This window comes from Wenyingzhuangia heitensis, from assembly GCF_011762155.1.
In the GTDB taxonomy this organism is placed as follows: Bacteria; Bacteroidota; Bacteroidia; order Flavobacteriales; family Flavobacteriaceae; genus Wenyingzhuangia; species Wenyingzhuangia heitensis.
On sequence record NZ_JAASQL010000001.1, the window covers coordinates 1209572 to 1226829 of the forward strand.

The window sequence follows — 17258 nt, forward strand, 5'->3', positions numbered from 1 at the left end:
TTTACAGTTCTAACATTAATTGTGGGCAAAAGTAATAATTTTATATGGTTGAAAGTATATAAAACTAGAAGTTTTTAAGTTCCTTATATAACTTCTGTACAGGTAGTCCTACTACATTGGCATAACTCCCCTCAATTTTAGCAACTCCTATCAATCCTATCCACTCTTGAATTCCGTAACTTCCTGCTTTATCAAAAGGTTTGTAGTTGTTTACGTAAAAATTAATTTCGTCTTTTGATAATTTGCTAAAATAGACTTGAGTTTTGTCTGTAATTATTTTTGTTTTTTTTGTGGTAGCCAAACAAATAGAGGTAATTACTTGATGATTGTTGTTAGAAAGTTCCTCTAACATTTTAACAGCTTCTGCTTTGTCTTTGGGTTTTTCTAAAGCTTTGTTGTTAGACCACACTATGGTGTCTGCTGTTATTAACAGCTCATTATCTTTTAGTTGTATAGCATTAGATTTAAACTCTGCTAAAAACTCTGTAATTTGTTCTGCTTTAAAATGATGAGGGTAAATTTCTTGACTATCAATAAATTTAACCTCAAAAGGGATGTTTAATTCTTTTAAAAACTGTTGTCTTCTAGGGGATTTAGATCCTAATATAATTTTGTATTTGTTTAATATATCTGTAAGCATATAGTTTTGTTTATGTAAAAAATACTGCTAAAATTCCACAAGCTATAATTAATTTAAGAATTCTACTAATTTTAGAAATTTGATTTTTTTTATAGGGAAATTTAAGCTGTTGATAGCAGTAGGCAAGGGGAATGATTAAGAAAAAGGAAATGAATATTTTTAAATAAATAGAGTTAGATAAATATAAAACAATAAGTAAAGAGCTAAACGTAATTCCCATAAGGAATTTGCAAAGTAAGACTGTATATTTGGTTCCTATTGCGATAGGTAATGTGTTTAATTTTGCTTTTTTATCGCCTTTTACATCTTCTATATCTTTTACTACTTCTCTTATTAAATTTAAGATAAAAGCAAAATAAGATAGAGCATATATGGTTTGTGTTTGGTATTTGTTGCTTGGTATAATCAATAAAAAAAAGAGAATTGAAAATCCGGTTAAACTTGCAATTAAAAAATTGCCAAGAAAAGGAATCCCTTTTGCTTTTTTACTATAGATGTATAATAGTAAAATTGAAAAAATACCATAACAAAATAATGCAATATTTTGTAAATAATAACATGCAAATGTTCCAAATAATAAACCAAGTGTATTAAAAACAATATAAAGTAAAAAGGAGTTTTTAGCAGAAATTATTTTACTTACAATTTGTTTGTTGGGTTTGTTTATTTGATCTGTGGTAATGTCAAAATAATCATTAATAATATTACCAGCTGCAGCCAAACAAAAAGTGCATATAATATAAAGAAATACAGTAAAAGATAATTGAGCGTAGGAGTACAATAAGCAAACAATAAAAACTTGACTAATGCTTATTAGTAATAAGTTTTTAATCCTGATTAATTGAAAACCTACCCACATTAGTAACTTTTCTTTATTCTATCTAAAGAAATTTTGTTGTCACGGTCTTTAATAGTTTGTCTTTTATCGTACAGTTTTTTACCCTTACAAAGACCAATTTCTAATTTAGCATAACCTTTGTCTGTTAAAAACATTTTTAAAGGAATAATAGTTAAACCAGCATTGTTTACTTCCTTGTTTAGCTTTTTTAGTTCTTTTTTGTTTAATAAAAGCTTTCTAGAGCTTTTGGGCTTGTGGTTGTATGCATTCCCATATAAGTATTCTTCAATAAACATATTAATGGCAAATAGCTCTCCATTATCGTTAAATTCACAAAAGCTATCTGTAATTCTAGCTTTGCTTAATCTAATCGATTTAATTTCGGTTCCTGTCAATACAATTCCAGCAACATATTTGTCTAGAATCTCATATTCAAACCTAGCTCTTTTGTTTTGTATGTTTATTCTCTTTTGCATAAATAGCTGTTATAATTCGTTAATTCTGTAACGAATATTAAAACCAAACTGAAGAATCTCTAAAGATGTTTTGGTGATTATGTTTACTTGTGGTCTCCAATCTAATCCTAGAGTAATAGGGGCTTTTTTGAATAAATATTCAATACCAGCTTCTCCGTTAACTCCTAGTATAAAAGGATCTCCTACAAAGGTAGACAAACCAGTTCCAAAATAATATTGAAAATTTAAATTTGCTAATTTTATGTCATCTATTTTAAAATCATATAATAAATTAGCACCAATACCTTCTCCAAAAGTAATATCTCCGTGTAATCGGGTATGATCTTCAAAATTTACAATACCATCAATGGCTACACTATTGTCTCCAAAACTCCCCAAACGAATTCCTATTTCTTGTGCACTAGCTGTAGTTGCTATAATAAATAGAAGTATTGCGGTTATTTTTTTCATTTCCTAAATTTTTTAGTCAAGCAAAAATACAAAGAATACTATATATTTATAAAACTTGAGTAGTCTTTATTTTCACCCTGTTTGTTTCTCCATGCTCCTGTTACTTGTTTTGTGTTTTCTGTGTTTATGTCTTTAAACAAAAAGATACTACCTAATAGTTGTTCTGAGGTTGGAATGTGTAAAAGTTTTTTAAAATCATCATTTCTTAACGTTCCCCCGCTAGACCAATAATTTTCAAATTCTTTTTCTGTGGCAGCCAATAATAAATTCTGAATAGCAGCACTTGTGGCAGCAATATGTTCTATGTTTTTTTGATTAAATTCTAGTTCCTTGTTTTCAGAAGGTTCTGGAATCCAGGTTGCTTGTATCAAAGCGGTAGCGCTATGTAGCATTTGTATAATTTTTCCACCTTCTATATTATTATCTGTATAATATTTAGCCAAATCTCTACAGGCTTTAGTATTTAAAATATAAAACCTCCATGGAGCTAAAGATTTTAATGTGTGATTTTTTAAGGATGAAGCGTTTGCTGGGTAGTGAAAAGGAGCTTTTCCGGCTAAAGTGATCATTTCCTCAATATCTTTATTTAATTCTTCTGATAACGTTATCTCTAATGGAGTGTCGCTTAATATTTTTAAGGTTCTGCGTTTTAATAGGATGTTTTTAAATAAGCTCATGGTATAAAACAATTTTTTTAATGTGATATAGGATGTGTTTTTTTATGAAATTATACAGTAATCAATAAAACTGCCAAACTACAGTTTTTAATAGGTTTAAAAGCAGTTATTTTTTTGACATTTAGCATGATTTGATTTTTATTTTATTTTTTGATTAAAAATAAATCAAAAACATAGTTTCTATTTGTTAAATACACGTATTTTTGCACGTATAAATACGTAGTTATGTACGTAGTTTTAAAATTGAATTAAAAAGATAAAAATATGTCAACTTCACAGAAAGCTACAAAGTTAGAATTATTCAATTTAAAGAGTAAACCTATTCAAACATTTTGGATAACTTCAATTGCTTTTTTTATGTGTTTTTTCTCTTGGTTTGGTATCGTTCCTTTTATGCCTCAAGTAGTAAAAGAATTGGGATTAACTCCAGATCAAAAATGGAATTCGATTATTTTAGCAGTAACAGGTACTGTTTTTGCACGATTATTAATAGGTAAGTTGTGTGATAAATACGGGCCTAGATTGTGTTATACCTGGTTGCTTGCTGTAGGTTCTATTCCTGTTATATGTATAGGTTTGGTACAAACACCTTTGCAGTTTTTAATATGTAGATTGTTTATTGGTTTTATTGGAGCCTCTTTTGTTATTACCCAATTTCATACCTCTATTATGTTTGCTCCAAACATTGTAGGAACCGCCAACGCAACATCTGCTGGTTGGGGTAATTTAGGAGGTGGGGCTAACCGTTTAGGAATGCCTTTAATTGCAGCAGCAGTAATAAGTTTTGGTGTTGCAGAAACAGAAGCATGGAGGTATTCTATGATTGTTGCTGGTGTTGTCTGTTTCTTAATGGGGATTGTATATTACTATTGTACGCAAGATACCCCTCAAGGAAATTTTAAAGAATTAAAGGCCTCTGGTAAAATGCCTGAGTTAAAAAAGGATGAAGCAGGGTTTGGTGCAGCTGTTAAAGATTACAGAGTTTGGATCTTATTTTTAGTATATGCCGCATGTTTTGGAATGGAATTAACGGTATATGGTACAATGGATGATTATTTACAAAACACCTTTCAGTTAGAACGTGTTACTGCAGGTAACTTGGTTTTGTCTTTTGCTTTAATGAATATATTTGCAAGAACTTTAGGAGGCTTTTTTGGAGATAAGTTTGGAAAATTAAAAGGACTTAAAGGCCGTGTATTGTTTTTGACAGTTATACTTACTATAGAAGGGTTAATGTTAGCAACATTTTCTACAGTAGATAATTTTATAGTTGCATTTATATTTTTAATTTGTTTCAGCTTGTCAGTTCAAATGGCAGAAGGAGCAACGTTTTCGGTTGTTCCGTTTATCAATAAAAAAGCTATAGGTTCTATTAGCGGAATTGTAGGGGCAGGGGGAAATGTAGGTGCTTTTTTAGCAGCAATTCTTTTAAAATCAAAATCTGCAGTAGCAGAAAAAGAGGCCATTGCAGGTACATCAGGAGCAAGTGAAGAAATAATTAAAGCAGCCCAGTCAGCAGCATCATCAGAGGCTGTAGCTAGTGGGTATTTTATAATAGGAATATTAGTTGTTATAACAGCAATCGTTTCGTTAACCATTAAGTTTTCAGAGGAAGATGAAAAAGCTGTTGTTTTAGAGGCTAAAACGGTATAATTTAATTACGTATTTTTAAAACCATCACTCCCCTTAATAATAAATTGTTAAGGGGATTTGTTATAAAATCATACTGTATATTAAGTTTGTTTTGTTTCTGTTAATCAGTGAATTGTGTTTTTAAAATAAATTTAAAAAATACGTTTATAACTTTGGTTTGAATATAATTATTACGTAGTTTTGTGATTAAGTATACGTAGTTTGTTTACGTATATTCAAAGGTTCTGCAAAACGTAGTGTTTTCTAATAATTGACAAAGTCATAATATAAGAATTGGGAGGTTTTTTAAAAGATGTTTGTTATGCTAATTGTAAGTGTACTATTATGTTTTAATAGTATTATTAGGTTGAAATAATTTTTAGAATTGGCATTTATAAGTTTTATCTACATATGAAAGTACTTTCGAATTGTAGAATCTTTTTTTAGTATGTATTATTTTATCTCTTGGGTAAGGAGATAGTTTTAATAGTTTCTAGTTATTACTTGCCATTTCATTAGTCAGTTATGGCAAGTTTTTAAATTGTTTTACGTATAAAATTGAGGTTCTCTAAACGGTTGTTAAGGGAACCTTTTTTTGTATTTTTGTGCTTTTAAAAAAACTTTTATGATTTCTGTAGATAATTTAGCAGTAGAGTTTAGTGGACATACACTTTTTAGTGATGTTTCTTTTGTGATAAATGAAAATGATAAAATTGCCTTAATGGGTAAAAATGGAGCAGGAAAGTCTACTATGATGAAAATTATAGCAGGAATGCAAACTCCTACTCGTGGTGCAATACGTTGTCCTAAAGATACGGTGATTGCTTATTTGCCACAGCATTTGCTAATGGATGATGATTGTACTGTGTTGCAAGAGGCTTCTAAAGCTTTTGATGAGGTTTTTTCTATGAAAGCAGAAATGGAATCGTTAAACAAGCAATTAGAAATAAGAACTGATTATGAGTCTGATGAGTACATGAAAATTATTGAACGTGTTTCAGATTTAGGAGAAAAATTTTATGCGTTAGAAGATGTTAATTATGAAGCAGAAGTAGAGGTTGCTTTAAAGGGGTTAGGTTTTACTAAACAAGATTTTACTAGACCTACATCTGAATTTAGTGGAGGTTGGAGAATGCGTATTGAACTGGCTAAAATTTTATTAAAAAAGCCAGATTTAATATTGCTAGATGAACCTACCAACCACGTAGATATTGAGTCTGTTATTTGGCTAGAAGATTTTTTATTAAACAAAGCAAAAGCAGTAATTGTAATTTCTCACGATAAAGCTTTTGTAGATAATATTACCAATAGAACATTAGAGGTTTCTATGGGGAAAGTATACGATTACAAAGCAAATTATTCTCATTATTTAGAGCTGCGTAAAGAACGTAGAGCCAATCAGCAAAAAGCTTATGACGAGCAACAAAAAACAATTGCAGATAACAAATTGTATATAGAACGTTTTAAGGGAACTTATTCTAAGGCATCTTCTGTAGCTTCAAGAAAGCGAATGCTAGAAAAAATGGAAATTATAGAGGTTGATGAAGTAGATACTTCGTCACTTAGATTGCGTTTTCCACCTTCACCACGTTCGGGAGATTATCCTGTTAAGGTAGAAAATATGAGTAAATCTTACGGAGATCATGTTATTTTTAAAGAGGCTAATATGGCTATTGCCAGAGGAGAAAAAGTAAGTTTTGTGGGACAAAACGGACAAGGGAAATCTACCATGATTAAAGCAATTATGGGGCAAATAGATTTTGAGGGTTCTTGTGGATTAGGTCACAATGCAAAAGTTGGATATTTTGCACAAAACGAAGCTTCGTTATTAGATAACGATATCTCTATTTTTGAAACAGTAGATAATGTTGCTGTGGGGGATATTAGAACTCAAATAAAAAATATCTTAGGAGCTTTTATGTTTAAAGGTGATGATATTGAGAAAAAAGTAGGAGTGTTATCTGGGGGAGAAAAAACTCGTTTGGCAATGGTGAAACTTTTACTAGAACCAGTAAATGTTTTAATATTAGATGAGCCTACTAACCACTTAGATTTACGATCAAAAGATGTAATTAAAGAAGCATTACAAAACTTTGATGGAACTTTAATTTTAGTTTCTCACGATAGAGATTTCTTAAAAGGATTGTCAGAAAAAGTGTACGAGTTTAAAGAACAAAGAGTAGTAGAGCATTTTGAAACTATTGATGCTTTTTTAGAAAGAAATAAAGTAGAGAATTTAAAAGAAATGAATTCTTAAATCCTTTTACAATGTAAAATAAAAAAGCTCCCAATTGGGAGCTTTTTTTATGTCTTTATTATTTATTTAAGAAATAACTTTCTAGTAAGTATTCCTTGATCCGTTTTTATTTGAAGTATATAAATACTGCTAGGAATATTATCTGTAGCTAGATTAATATCTTGTGGATTGTTAATAACATTCCAATTTTCTAATTTTTGTCCAACCAAATTATACAATTCAACAGATTCTATAATTAAGCTACTTTGGTTTTTAATATTAATTTGATGATTGTCGCTAGTTATAAGAATAGATTTTCCTTCTTGCTCTGTAACACTTAAGTTTTCAGCTTCTTTAAACACTAAAGAAAATCTATCTGTATAAACTTGTGGTGTTAAGTTTAAAACTGCTTTCCCGTTAGTTAGGCTTTGTGTTGTGTTAGTCTCTTTGTCTAATAAATAAACTTCTCTATCCACATTTTGCCATTCATCCATATCAATAGTTACGGTACCTGTATATCCTAATTCTAATTGAATAGGAACTTCTAGGTTTTCATTAATACTAGGTACACCAGCAATCACATATTTGTTATTGTCGTTAGGAAATTTCCAGCTTATATCAGTAGAACCTTCGTTGTAAGATATAGCATCGTATCCTGGTTCATAAGCAAAAGTTGTGTTTTTGTCAAAAGAAACTCCAATCTGTCTGTGTAATTTTATTTTTTCTTCGTTTTCAAAATCCATTCCTAGTTTTATAATAGGCTTGTTGCTAATTTCGTTGTCACTAGCTGTATTGGTTTGAGACAAATATTGTTGAGAATTTGTTCTGAAAAATACAGAGTTTGCTCCTTCTGTAATATATTCTCTCTGGCTATTGTTAAATGTTATGGTTCCACCATTACTGTCACCTGACACAAAAAATCCTTGACCTACAGTGATATAGGGTTTAGGTTCTTTGTATAATCCATCTCCTACGTGAGGAGTATCAGCACCAGTATCGTTTGCTGAATAATTATCTGCAGAAACTCCTAAGTCTATAGTTCTAGTTGCGTAACCTCCAACGTATCCACCGTAATAATGCCCGTTAGTACCTGTTTCGTCTTCACCAACATGTTCCCAAAAATATAAAGTACCATCAATAGAGTTGATATTATCCTCAATAAACTTTTTTACGCTAATAGCTGACGGGTAAGGGTTCCCTACCAAATAGGTTTCTTGACCACCAACAGAAGTTGTTAATGTACCGTCATTTGGAACACCAACAAAGGTGTAGTTTTGGACAATACCAGGACCTTTAAACGTGTACCCATCTGTTTGTTTTATAGTTCCCTTAGCCCCTTTAGTTACATAGTTTGATACGTTAGCCTCGTTACTTGCATAGGTGTAGATCCATTCCTGAGCAATACTTATAGGAGTGGTTGCACTTCCATCTTCTTCATTAATAAAGTTAATGTTTAATGGGGTAGAGTCTGCAGATGTTGGTGTTGTACCATCTTTCATAACACCGCTTACTGTGTAGGTTGTTCCTCCAGAATTGGTTACCGGTGATGAAAAATAATTAAATCTATATACACTTGCAGTTGTAGAATTTTGGTCAACATACATTTTACCGGACCCACTAACTTTTTTCGCATTAGTGTGGGTTTGTATTAATTGAGAGTTCCCTTTTAACCTAATTTCAGCACCTGAGTTTAGGGTTAAGTTGTTGGTAATAATTAAAGCATTGTTGTCTATAGTTAATTTATTACCAGTTTCAACAGTTAATGTTTTTGCAGTAAAATTAGAGCTTGAATACTCGTAGTTTTCGTTAATGGTTACGGTTCTAGATTTGTCTGGAAACCCATTACTCCATGCATTACCAGTTCTACTAGTTGATCCAAAATTATGAACTCCTAATCTAATATTGCTTGTTGCATTGGCATTGTCAATTTCAGATCTTATAGGTGCATTAGGATGCCTTTGTGGACCTCCAGTAGCTAATACCTGATAAGGGTTTAAAGCATCATCTACAAACTTTGTCCATTCACTAGCGGTATAAGTGGAATTATAGGTTGCTATGTTGTCATTTCTTACGTAAGAAGTATTGTCTAGCATTCCAGAAATTACATCAAATCTATTCTCCCATGCAATGGTTCCTGTTTCACTAGTTATAATTAGAATATCGTTCCCATTATTAAAATCTGTAATATCGTTATTTGTAATAGGTGTTTCGTTAATATTTCCTAATACGGAGTTACTACTTTTAATAATTACAGATTGTCCTGTGTTTAATGCTCTGTTAACTGTATAGGTTGCAGCAGGAGCTATTCCTGTTTGATTTCCACTTGTGTTTTTATATAGCGCTACTATAATTGTATTAGAGCTAATTTTATTGATACTGTTGTTGGTTATTTCTATCCATCTTTCTGTAGTTGAGTTATGATAAACTTGCGTAATCATTGCAGATTCAAAATCAGCAACATCTCTAGGGTTTATAAAAACATCATAATCTTCAATTTCACCATTACTATATAGAAAATCACAAGCAGATGTAGGTAAACTTTCGTTTTGAAGCATTGCTACACGCATTCTACTTTTACCGGTAGCCGCATTGGTAGGAATAGGTACATTGCTGAAAGTTTCTGTAACCGTAGTACTAGAACTACTTGTTATTGTTTTACTAAAGATAAGTTCTGTAGTATTGTCAAAAACACCATCACTATTATAATCTATCCATATAATACATCCTGTATCTGTACCATCTGCCTTTCTTTTGTAGGTTAAAGAACCAGATAAAGTACCGCCAGCCTCTATAGTAAGCGTAGTGTTAGCGTAATGAGTGTAATAATCTACAGAACTATTAGTGTTTTGGTTTATATCTCCAATATTTACATTACTAATATAGTAGGTAGAGCTGTTACTAAGGTTAACATCAGAAGTACAGTAAATAAGTGCAACTGTTGTAAATGTTACAGAGCTAGAGTAGGTTGCACAAGAAGCATCTGTGCTAACTTGCACTTCATATTCTGTATTATTGTCTAAGTTAGATAGGGTTACATTTGTGTTTTCGGTAGTTGTTTCTAGCCAAGACCCAGTACCATTATACCTATATCTAATTTTAAAAGGACCAGAGTCTGCAGAGTTCCAATCTATTTTAGCAGTTGTTTTAGTCACATTTGTTATAGATATGTTTGTGGGAACAGACGGAATTGTAATGTTAACTGTTTGTGTGCTTGAAACGATACTTTCCCCGTTGTCAAATGACCAAGTAATGGTGTAAGTACCTGGATAGTAGAATGTAGTGTTGTCTGATGTTGTAGCTGTTATTTCTTGATTACATGAATAGTTCATGATAGGTGTGGTTGCTGTGTAAGAGCAATATGCATTTATATCGTTTAATACTGGGGCCTCAAAAGAGCCAGCATATCCACTTATATTTACAGTTGTAGTACATGTGTCAGTTAATCCATCAGAATCTGTTACGGTTAAGGTAACTGTGTTAGGTCCCAAATTATCACATGTAAAAGTAGTGGTGTCTAAAGATAAAGTTAAATCTCCAGGAGTGTCATAATCATCAAAAGAGTTGTTGTTTATTTGAGCAGGTGTAATTATTGCATTACCAGATACGTCTAAATTGATATTTAATGAACCGATACAAGAAGCGGTTGGAGCAGTAGCAAGAGGTTTGATGTTAATTGTATAATCTTCAATCTCTCCAGATTGATATTTATCAGAACAAGGATCTGCATCACTACGTGCTATTAATACTCTCATTCTTGTAGAGGTGGCTACAGCATTATTAGGAACGGTAAATGTAACGGTTCTATTATATGCTTCAGCAGGTTGATCTCCTGAGTATGAGGCAATTTCTTCATTACTTCCTGAGAATTGTCCATCATTGTTATAGTCTATCCATACCTTAAATACATGTTCATTATTGGCTGGTACGTGATATCCTAAAACTAAGGTATAAGTGTTCCCTGCTCTTAAGGTAGTGGATTGTGTATCATAATATGTGTATTGATTAGCGTAATCACTTTGTGCTGTTGTATTGTCTATGTCACCTAATGTAACGTTGGTAATATAGTGCACGTTGTTATTATAGTTAGCTGGGTTACAAAATACAATTTCATCAGTTTCAAAAGTAATTGATGAAGTATAGTCAACTGTACAATCTTGATTTACTTTTACTTGAACCTCGTAAAGGGTGTTGTCGTCTAAACCTGTTAGAGTAATACTTTTGTTACTAGTTGTTTTTTCTGCCCAATTATTGGTTGTTCCTGATATTCTATATCTTACTTTGTAATTCTCGGTTCCTGAATAGTTCCAGCTAATGGTAGCAGAATCTGTTGTTGCATTAGAATACGTTACGTTGGTAGGCAAAGTAGGAGAGATTATTTTAACATTTTGATTGCTATATACAGTTTCTCCATTATTGGTAAATGCCCATAAAATCACATAATCTCCAGCAGAATTAAAATAAGTAGGATTGCTTGTAGTACCTGTTATTGTGGTTCCGCATTGGTAATTCATTACAGGGGCAATTGCAGTATATTCACAATATGCTTCAACATCTTCTAAAACTGGGGGTTGGTAAACACCGCTATAAGTATTTACAGTAACAGTTGCAGTACATGTATCTGTTAGTCCCGCACTATCTGTTACTGTTAGTGTTACTGTGTTAGCCCCTAAGTCATCACAATTAAAAGTTGTTTTGTTTAAACTATAATTTAAAGGTATGCTATTGTTGTCGTCTTCTGTATCTATAGAGTTATTGTTTATTTGACTAGGAGTAATGGTTGCGTTACCACCTGAGTCTAAATTTACAGTTATGTTTTGACAATTAGCTACGGGGGCAGTATTGGGATTTGTAATATTGATATTATAATCTTCATATTCACCAGCTCTGTAATCATCGACTCCTTGTGGTGTTGGAACGACTTCGGGATCTGGGTTGTTATCACCTGGTAAAGCATGAGAAACTACTACTCTCATTCTAGAAGAGGCAATTGTAGCTCCATTAGGTACAGTAAAAGTAAAAGACGAGGTATATGGGTTTGTATTGTTATTAGTACTCTTGTAGGAATAAACTTCTTCAAGATTATCTTCAAAATCCCCGTCATTGTTATAGTCAACCCAAACCTTTACATAATACTCATTCCATTCAGCTATATAGGTTACATACCCTGTATAAGTAGCTCCTTGATTTAAGTCAGTAGATTGATTATAATATGTATATGACCCTGTAGTACCATTAGAGCTATTATTAATATCCTCCAATTCAAGATTAGTAATGTGATAAATACCATAGGCGTTTGGGGGACTAGGGTCTGTATAAGTCTGTGAATATCCTTTTTGAAACATACAGAATGTAAGAACTGTAAGTAACAATATATAGTAGTTTTGTTTCATATTATCAATAATTTTTTAATCTAAATAGTTTAAAATAAATTATATACGTAAATTATTCTATTGTGGTTTTTTACAAATAATTTTTTGCAAAATTACAAATAGAAATTTTATATCTATGGTTTAAATAGACAAAGCAAAGATAAATTATTGTTACATAACAAATGTTAAAATTCGATAAATAGCAACCCTCATATTTAATTTTATAAATATGAGGGTTTTTAGAGGTGAACTGGACTTGAAGTTAAGTCTAAGTTGTGCTTATCAACAAAGCTTTGTAAGTTGTAAAACTACAATAGGTTTAAGTTGTATAGAAATTAAAATTTAGGTTTTAATGTTTTCTTAAAAGGAGTCTTACTCTTTTGATAAATTCGCATCATTATTGGTGTTTTCTTTGTCTTTTTTTAAATAATCAGGTAAATCTAGTCCAGCCATATTAAATAATTCATTTAAAGGAGGGACAGATTTCATCATTCCAGACACAAAATTAGCAGTAGATCCGTTTCCATCGGCATTATTTCCTGAATCCCAAACTGTTATTTTATCAATTTTAATATTCTTAACAGCCTCAACTTGGGTCTTTACCAATTCGGGCAGTTTTTCGATTAATAGTAGTTGAAATGCCTTTGATGGGTCTCCTCCGGCAGCACTTACTACTTCTTTATATCCTTCTGCTTGTTTGGTAAGTATTTCAAATAAACCTTTAGCTTCTGCTTCCATTTTAGCATAAATGGCATCAGCCTCACCTTTGGCTTGTTCTCTAATGGTTTCTGCTTGTGCTTGTGCTTCAATAATAGCTCTTTTTTTAGCAATTTCTGCGGGTACCAATATGTTTGCGTTTTGAGTAGATCTTTCTCTTTCGGCACGAGCTGTTTCTGCTTGTTGTTCTGCTACATAAGATTCTTCTAAGGCTTTGGCAGATTGTACTTTTTCTGAAGCTGATGCAATACGTAATGCTTCTGCTTCTTTTTCTCTTCTTGATGCTTCGGATTGTGCGATAGAAATTCTAGCTTCATTTTCTCCTTTTATAGCAATCGCATTTGCTTCAGATGTTTTTACACGAGTATCTCTTTCTGCTTCTGCTCTACCAATAGATTCGTCTTTAGAGGCAGATGCAATGCTAATTTCTTTGTCTTTTTTAGTGATGGCAATTTTAACATCTCTGTCTCTATGGGTTTCTGCAATCTGAGTATCTTTTTCTCTATCAGCTAATGCTTTTCCTGTAGCTCCTATCTTTTCTTGTTCTGCAACACTAATAATAGCTTCGTTTATTGCTTTAGCAGCAGCTTCTTTTCCTAGAGCTTCAATATACCCAGATTCATCTTTAATATCTGTAACGTTAACGTTGATTAGTTTTAAACCAATTTTCTTTAATTCACTATCTACGTTTTTAGATATGTTCTCTAAAAATTTATCTCTATCAGAGTTGATTTCCTCAATAGACATGGTTGCAATTACCAAACGCAATTGTCCAAATAAAATATCTTTTGCTAATTCCTGAATTTGATCATGTGTTAAGCCAAGTAATCTTTCTGCAGCCGTATTCATGCTATCTGTTTCTGTAGAAATAGCAATAGTAAATCTACAAGGAACGTCTACTCTAATGTTTTGTTTGCTTAATGCGTTGGTTAAATTTGCCTCTATAGAAATAGGTTTTAAGTCTAAATAGGCATAGTCTTGTATTACGGGCCAAATAAATGCACCACCACCATGTACACACTTAGCAGAGGTTCCTCCAGTTCTACCATAAATAACTAAAATTTTGTCCGATGGACATCTTTTGTATCTAGCAATTAAGGCTGTAATAGTTACAAATAATACAACTGCAGCTACAATAAAAATAAAAATAGGTTCCATAAAGTTAAATTGATTCGACGATTAAAATGTTTTGATTGATAATTTGAGTTATTTTAACAGTACTACCACTGTTAATCCTTTCTTGGTAAGTCATAGCTTCTAACTCTCTGTAAGAACCATTTACACTAATTAATACTTTTCCTTTTCCTGTTTTTTTTTCAGGTATGGGAGTATATACTTCTGCCGTTTTGTTAAGTGTTTGTGTAATTTTAAAAGTATTGTCTTCGGCTAATTTTGTAATTTGTTTGATGACAATAAAGAATAAAAACACAAAAAACAAGCCAACAGTTACACTTAAAATATAGAGATAATTTGTGTTTGTAATTTGTTTAAAAAAAGAGATTCCTGTCCAGCTAAACCCTAGTAAAAAGTTGATTAAGTTTCTAAAAGAAAAGAATTGAAATGGAGCGTTAGTACCATCTAGGTCTCCATCAAAATCAGTATCAATTCCATCAGATGCATCAGTACCCATAAACGTTAGAATTGTTTGTATAATAAATACAATACTTGTGGGAATTGCGATGTACCAAAATAGTTGTAGTACAGGATCTAAGCTTTTTAAAAACTCCATAACATATTTTTTTGAAATATATGTTATTCATCAATTATTTAGGTGCTGGCTTTACTGCGTTTATACGTAGTTTTTAAAAAATAAAAAATCCTTGTATTTCTACAAGGATTTTTCGGGGTCAAACTAAAACTTCAAAAATGATTAACTTACTATTGTAAATATAATTCTATTCTTTAATAATAAGTTGATTAGGTTACTGTGTGTTTCCGTAGTTATTTTTTTATTTTTACTTTAATAGATTTTGAAGAAGGTGTATGGCTAGAATGTGCTATTAAATCAATAGGAACTAGTGGATTAGATTCTGGATAATAAGTCGCAACACACCCTTTAGGAATATCATAAGGAACTACAGAAAAACCATCAACTTGTCTGTTCATATTATTGTAGTTGTTGTACAGTGTTACCTTATCTCCTTTTTTTAAGTTGTTTTTAGCAACATCTTCTCTGTTCATAAAAACAACCATTCTGCCGTTATATATTCCACGGTATCTATCATCTAAACCGTAAATAGTGGTGTTAAATTGATCGTGGCTTCTGGTGGTCATCATAATATATTCATCAGAAGCAGGAGCTATATTTCCTAATTGGTTTACTGTAAAGTTTGCTTTTTTGTTAGGAGTGGTAAAATTTCCTGTTCTAGATCCGTTAGGCAATTCAAAACCAATAGGTTGTTTTACTCGCTCGTTAAAGTTTTCAAAACCTTCAATAGTTTTGTCTATTAAGTCTCTAATATTATTATAATCATCCGTTAAAAAGTCCCAATCTACCTTACTGTTTTTTAACGTAGCTTTGGCAATATTGGCAACAATAACGGGTTCACTTTCTACTTCTTTAGAGGGAGGAGTTAATACTCCTTTGCTACTGTGTACAACTCCCATAGAGTTTTCTACGGTAATAAATTGAGCTTTACCGTTTTTTTCAAATTTATCTGTTCTACCCATAGATGGCAGAATTAAAGCTGTTTTTCCAGGGGTTAAGTGAGATCTATTTAATTTGGTAGAAATATGAGCGGTAAGATTACAGTTTTGCAAAGCCTGTGTGGTGTAATTCGTATCTGGTGCTGCCGATAAAAAGTTACCTCCCATACCAATAAACACTTTTACATTTTTATGATACATGGCAGTAATAGCTTCTACTACAGAGTATCCGTGTTCTTTTGGAGGAGTAAAACCAAAATTCTCACTAATTTTATCTAATAAGGCTTTGCTAGGTTTTTCTGCAATTCCCATAGTTCTGTCTCCTTGTACATTACTATGTCCACGTACTGGGCATGTACCGGCTCCTTCTTTGGCAATACTACCTTTCATTAAAAGCAGGTTTACAACTTCCTGAATATTATCAACACCGTTTACATGCTGTGTTAATCCCATTCCCCAACAAGCAATAATTTTTTGATTGTTGGCTAATAGTTCTACAACTGCATCAATTTCTTGTGTTGTAATTCCTGTTTTGTTGATAAGACTCTCTAAGTTATAGCTTAAAATTTCTTCTTTAAATTCTTTAAATCCAGCGGTTTTATTGTTGATAAAATCTTGATCTAAAATTTCAGGCTTATTTTCTGATAATTTAAAAAGTTTGAACATAATGGCTTTTAGCAAAGCCACATCTTCATTAATTTTTATTTGTAAATAATAATCAGCAATATCTACACCACTACCAATAACACCTGTAGCGTTTTGTGGATTTTTAAAATTGATTAGTCCAGCTTCTTTTAGTGGGTTGATAGCTATAACCTTGGCACCGTTCTTTTTTGCTTTTTCTAAACAAGCCAACATTCTAGGGTGATTGGTTGCAGGGTTTTGACCAAAAATTAAAATAACTTCAGCCTTGTATAAATCATCTAAAGTAACAGAGCCTTTACCAATTCCTACGGTTTTAGACAAAGCCACTCCGCTAGATTCGTGACACATATTAGAGCAGTCTGGTAAATTATTAGTACCATACATTCTAACAAATAACTGGTATAAAAAAGCGGCCTCATTACTCGTTCTACCCGAAGTGTAAAAAGCTGCTTCGTTTGGATTGTTTAGATTGTTTAATTCTTGCCCAATAATTTTATTAGCCTCTTTCCAAGAAATAGGAGAGTAATGAGTGTCATTTTCTCTAAGAATCATAGGATGTGTTAATCGACCCTGTTGTCCTAGCCAATAATCACTTTGGTTTTGTAGATCTTGTACACTATGTTTTGCGAAAAAAGCAGGATCTGCTTTTTTTTCCATTGCTTCTTCTGCAATTGCCTTTACACCGTTTTCACAAAACTCTCCTAATTTAGATCTGTGAGATGGATCTGGCCAAGCACATCCAGGACAATCAATTCCTTCTTTTTGATTTAATTTACTTAATACGTTTAAAGAATTTTTAACAGACATTCTGCTAAAAATTTGTTGTAAAGAAATAAAAACGGCTTTTACACCAGCAGCACTTTTAGCTTGTTCCTTTATGGTTACTTCTTTTTGTTGTTTCATTAGGTTGTTTTAAAGTAAATTAATCTTTA

General features: G+C 31.9%; 11 protein-coding genes. 2 read left to right on the plus strand and 9 right to left on the minus strand.

Annotation, left to right across the window (positions count from 1 at the left end; translation table 11 throughout):
- Positions 1 to 64 precede the first annotated feature (64 nt).
- The 5 genes from FHR24_RS05200 to FHR24_RS05220 are packed head-to-tail and all read right to left on the minus strand — an operon-like array spanning position 65 to position 3081.
- Positions 65 to 640 carry a Maf family nucleotide pyrophosphatase gene (locus FHR24_RS05200; protein ID WP_167184876.1) on the minus strand — a complete coding sequence of 192 codons (576 nt, stop codon included), beginning with the start codon at positions 638 to 640 and terminating at the stop codon, positions 65 to 67.
- A 10-nt stretch (positions 641 to 650) separates the two neighbouring features.
- Positions 651 to 1499 (minus strand): geranylgeranylglycerol-phosphate geranylgeranyltransferase, encoded by an 849-nt coding sequence (locus FHR24_RS05205; RefSeq protein WP_167184879.1) that lies wholly within the window; start codon positions 1497 to 1499, stop codon positions 651 to 653.
- Positions 1499 to 1954 (minus strand): SsrA-binding protein SmpB, encoded by a 456-nt coding sequence (smpB, locus tag FHR24_RS05210; RefSeq protein WP_167184882.1) that lies wholly within the window; start codon positions 1952 to 1954, stop codon positions 1499 to 1501. The genes FHR24_RS05205 and smpB overlap by 1 nt, the downstream gene beginning before the upstream one ends.
- A gap of 9 nt (positions 1955 to 1963) precedes the next feature.
- Positions 1964 to 2404 carry an outer membrane insertion C- signal gene (locus tag FHR24_RS05215; RefSeq protein ID WP_167184885.1) on the minus strand — a complete coding sequence of 147 codons (441 nt, stop codon included), beginning with the start codon at positions 2402 to 2404 and terminating at the stop codon, positions 1964 to 1966.
- Between the two features lie 38 nt (positions 2405 to 2442).
- On the minus strand, positions 2443 to 3081 hold the full coding sequence (locus tag FHR24_RS05220) for a nitroreductase family protein (protein WP_167184888.1): 639 nt from the start codon (positions 3079 to 3081) through the stop codon (positions 2443 to 2445).
- Between the two features lie 264 nt (positions 3082 to 3345).
- On the opposite strand from FHR24_RS05220, the gene FHR24_RS05225 reads away from it, so the two are divergent.
- Both FHR24_RS05225 and FHR24_RS05230 read left to right on the plus strand, forming a co-directional pair.
- Complete coding sequence (locus FHR24_RS05225) at positions 3346 to 4734, plus strand: MFS transporter (protein WP_167184890.1); 1389 nt, start codon at positions 3346 to 3348, stop codon at positions 4732 to 4734.
- A 604-nt stretch (positions 4735 to 5338) separates the two neighbouring features.
- A complete protein-coding gene (locus FHR24_RS05230; RefSeq protein ID WP_167184893.1) occupies positions 5339 to 6970 on the plus strand; it encodes an ABC-F family ATP-binding cassette domain-containing protein in 1632 nt (543 codons plus the stop codon).
- A gap of 62 nt (positions 6971 to 7032) precedes the next feature.
- On the opposite strand, the gene FHR24_RS05235 is transcribed toward FHR24_RS05230, so the two are convergent.
- The 4 genes from FHR24_RS05235 to FHR24_RS05250 form a co-directional block, all read right to left on the minus strand.
- Complete coding sequence (locus FHR24_RS05235; RefSeq protein ID WP_167184896.1) at positions 7033 to 12339, minus strand: GEVED domain-containing protein; 5307 nt, start codon at positions 12337 to 12339, stop codon at positions 7033 to 7035.
- 351 nt (positions 12340 to 12690) lie between these two features.
- Positions 12691 to 14193 carry a flotillin family protein gene (locus FHR24_RS05240; RefSeq protein ID WP_167184899.1) on the minus strand — a complete coding sequence of 501 codons (1503 nt, stop codon included), beginning with the start codon at positions 14191 to 14193 and terminating at the stop codon, positions 12691 to 12693.
- Between the two features lie 4 nt (positions 14194 to 14197).
- Positions 14198 to 14764: a serine protease gene (locus tag FHR24_RS05245; protein ID WP_167184902.1), complete on the minus strand. Its 567-nt coding sequence runs from the start codon at positions 14762 to 14764 to the stop codon at positions 14198 to 14200.
- Between the two features lie 212 nt (positions 14765 to 14976).
- Complete coding sequence (locus FHR24_RS05250) at positions 14977 to 17229, minus strand: FdhF/YdeP family oxidoreductase (RefSeq protein ID WP_167184905.1); 2253 nt, start codon at positions 17227 to 17229, stop codon at positions 14977 to 14979.
- Between the last annotated feature and the right edge of the window lie 29 nt (positions 17230 to 17258).

Excerpts from the sequence above, each read along its gene's own strand:
- FHR24_RS05245 (WP_167184902.1), bottom strand. The coding sequence starts at position 14,764 with ATGGAGTTTTTAAAAAGCTTAGATCCTGTACTACAACTATTTTGGTAC.
- FHR24_RS05215 (WP_167184885.1), bottom strand. The coding sequence starts at position 2,404 with ATGAAAAAAATAACCGCAATACTTCTATTTATTATAGCAACTACAGCT.
- FHR24_RS05250 (WP_167184905.1), bottom strand. The coding sequence starts at position 17,229 with ATGAAACAACAAAAAGAAGTAACCATAAAGGAACAAGCTAAAAGTGCT.
- FHR24_RS05235 (WP_167184896.1), bottom strand. The coding sequence starts at position 12,339 with ATGAAACAAAACTACTATATATTGTTACTTACAGTTCTTACATTCTGT.
- FHR24_RS05230 (WP_167184893.1), top strand. The coding sequence starts at position 5,339 with ATGATTTCTGTAGATAATTTAGCAGTAGAGTTTAGTGGACATACACTT.
- smpB (WP_167184882.1), bottom strand. The coding sequence starts at position 1,954 with ATGCAAAAGAGAATAAACATACAAAACAAAAGAGCTAGGTTTGAATAT.
- FHR24_RS05200 (WP_167184876.1), bottom strand. The coding sequence starts at position 640 with ATGCTTACAGATATATTAAACAAATACAAAATTATATTAGGATCTAAA.
- FHR24_RS05205 (WP_167184879.1), bottom strand. The coding sequence starts at position 1,499 with ATGTGGGTAGGTTTTCAATTAATCAGGATTAAAAACTTATTACTAATA.
- FHR24_RS05240 (WP_167184899.1), bottom strand. The coding sequence starts at position 14,193 with ATGGAACCTATTTTTATTTTTATTGTAGCTGCAGTTGTATTATTTGTA.
- FHR24_RS05220 (WP_167184888.1), bottom strand. The coding sequence starts at position 3,081 with ATGAGCTTATTTAAAAACATCCTATTAAAACGCAGAACCTTAAAAATA.
- FHR24_RS05225 (WP_167184890.1), top strand. The coding sequence starts at position 3,346 with ATGTCAACTTCACAGAAAGCTACAAAGTTAGAATTATTCAATTTAAAG.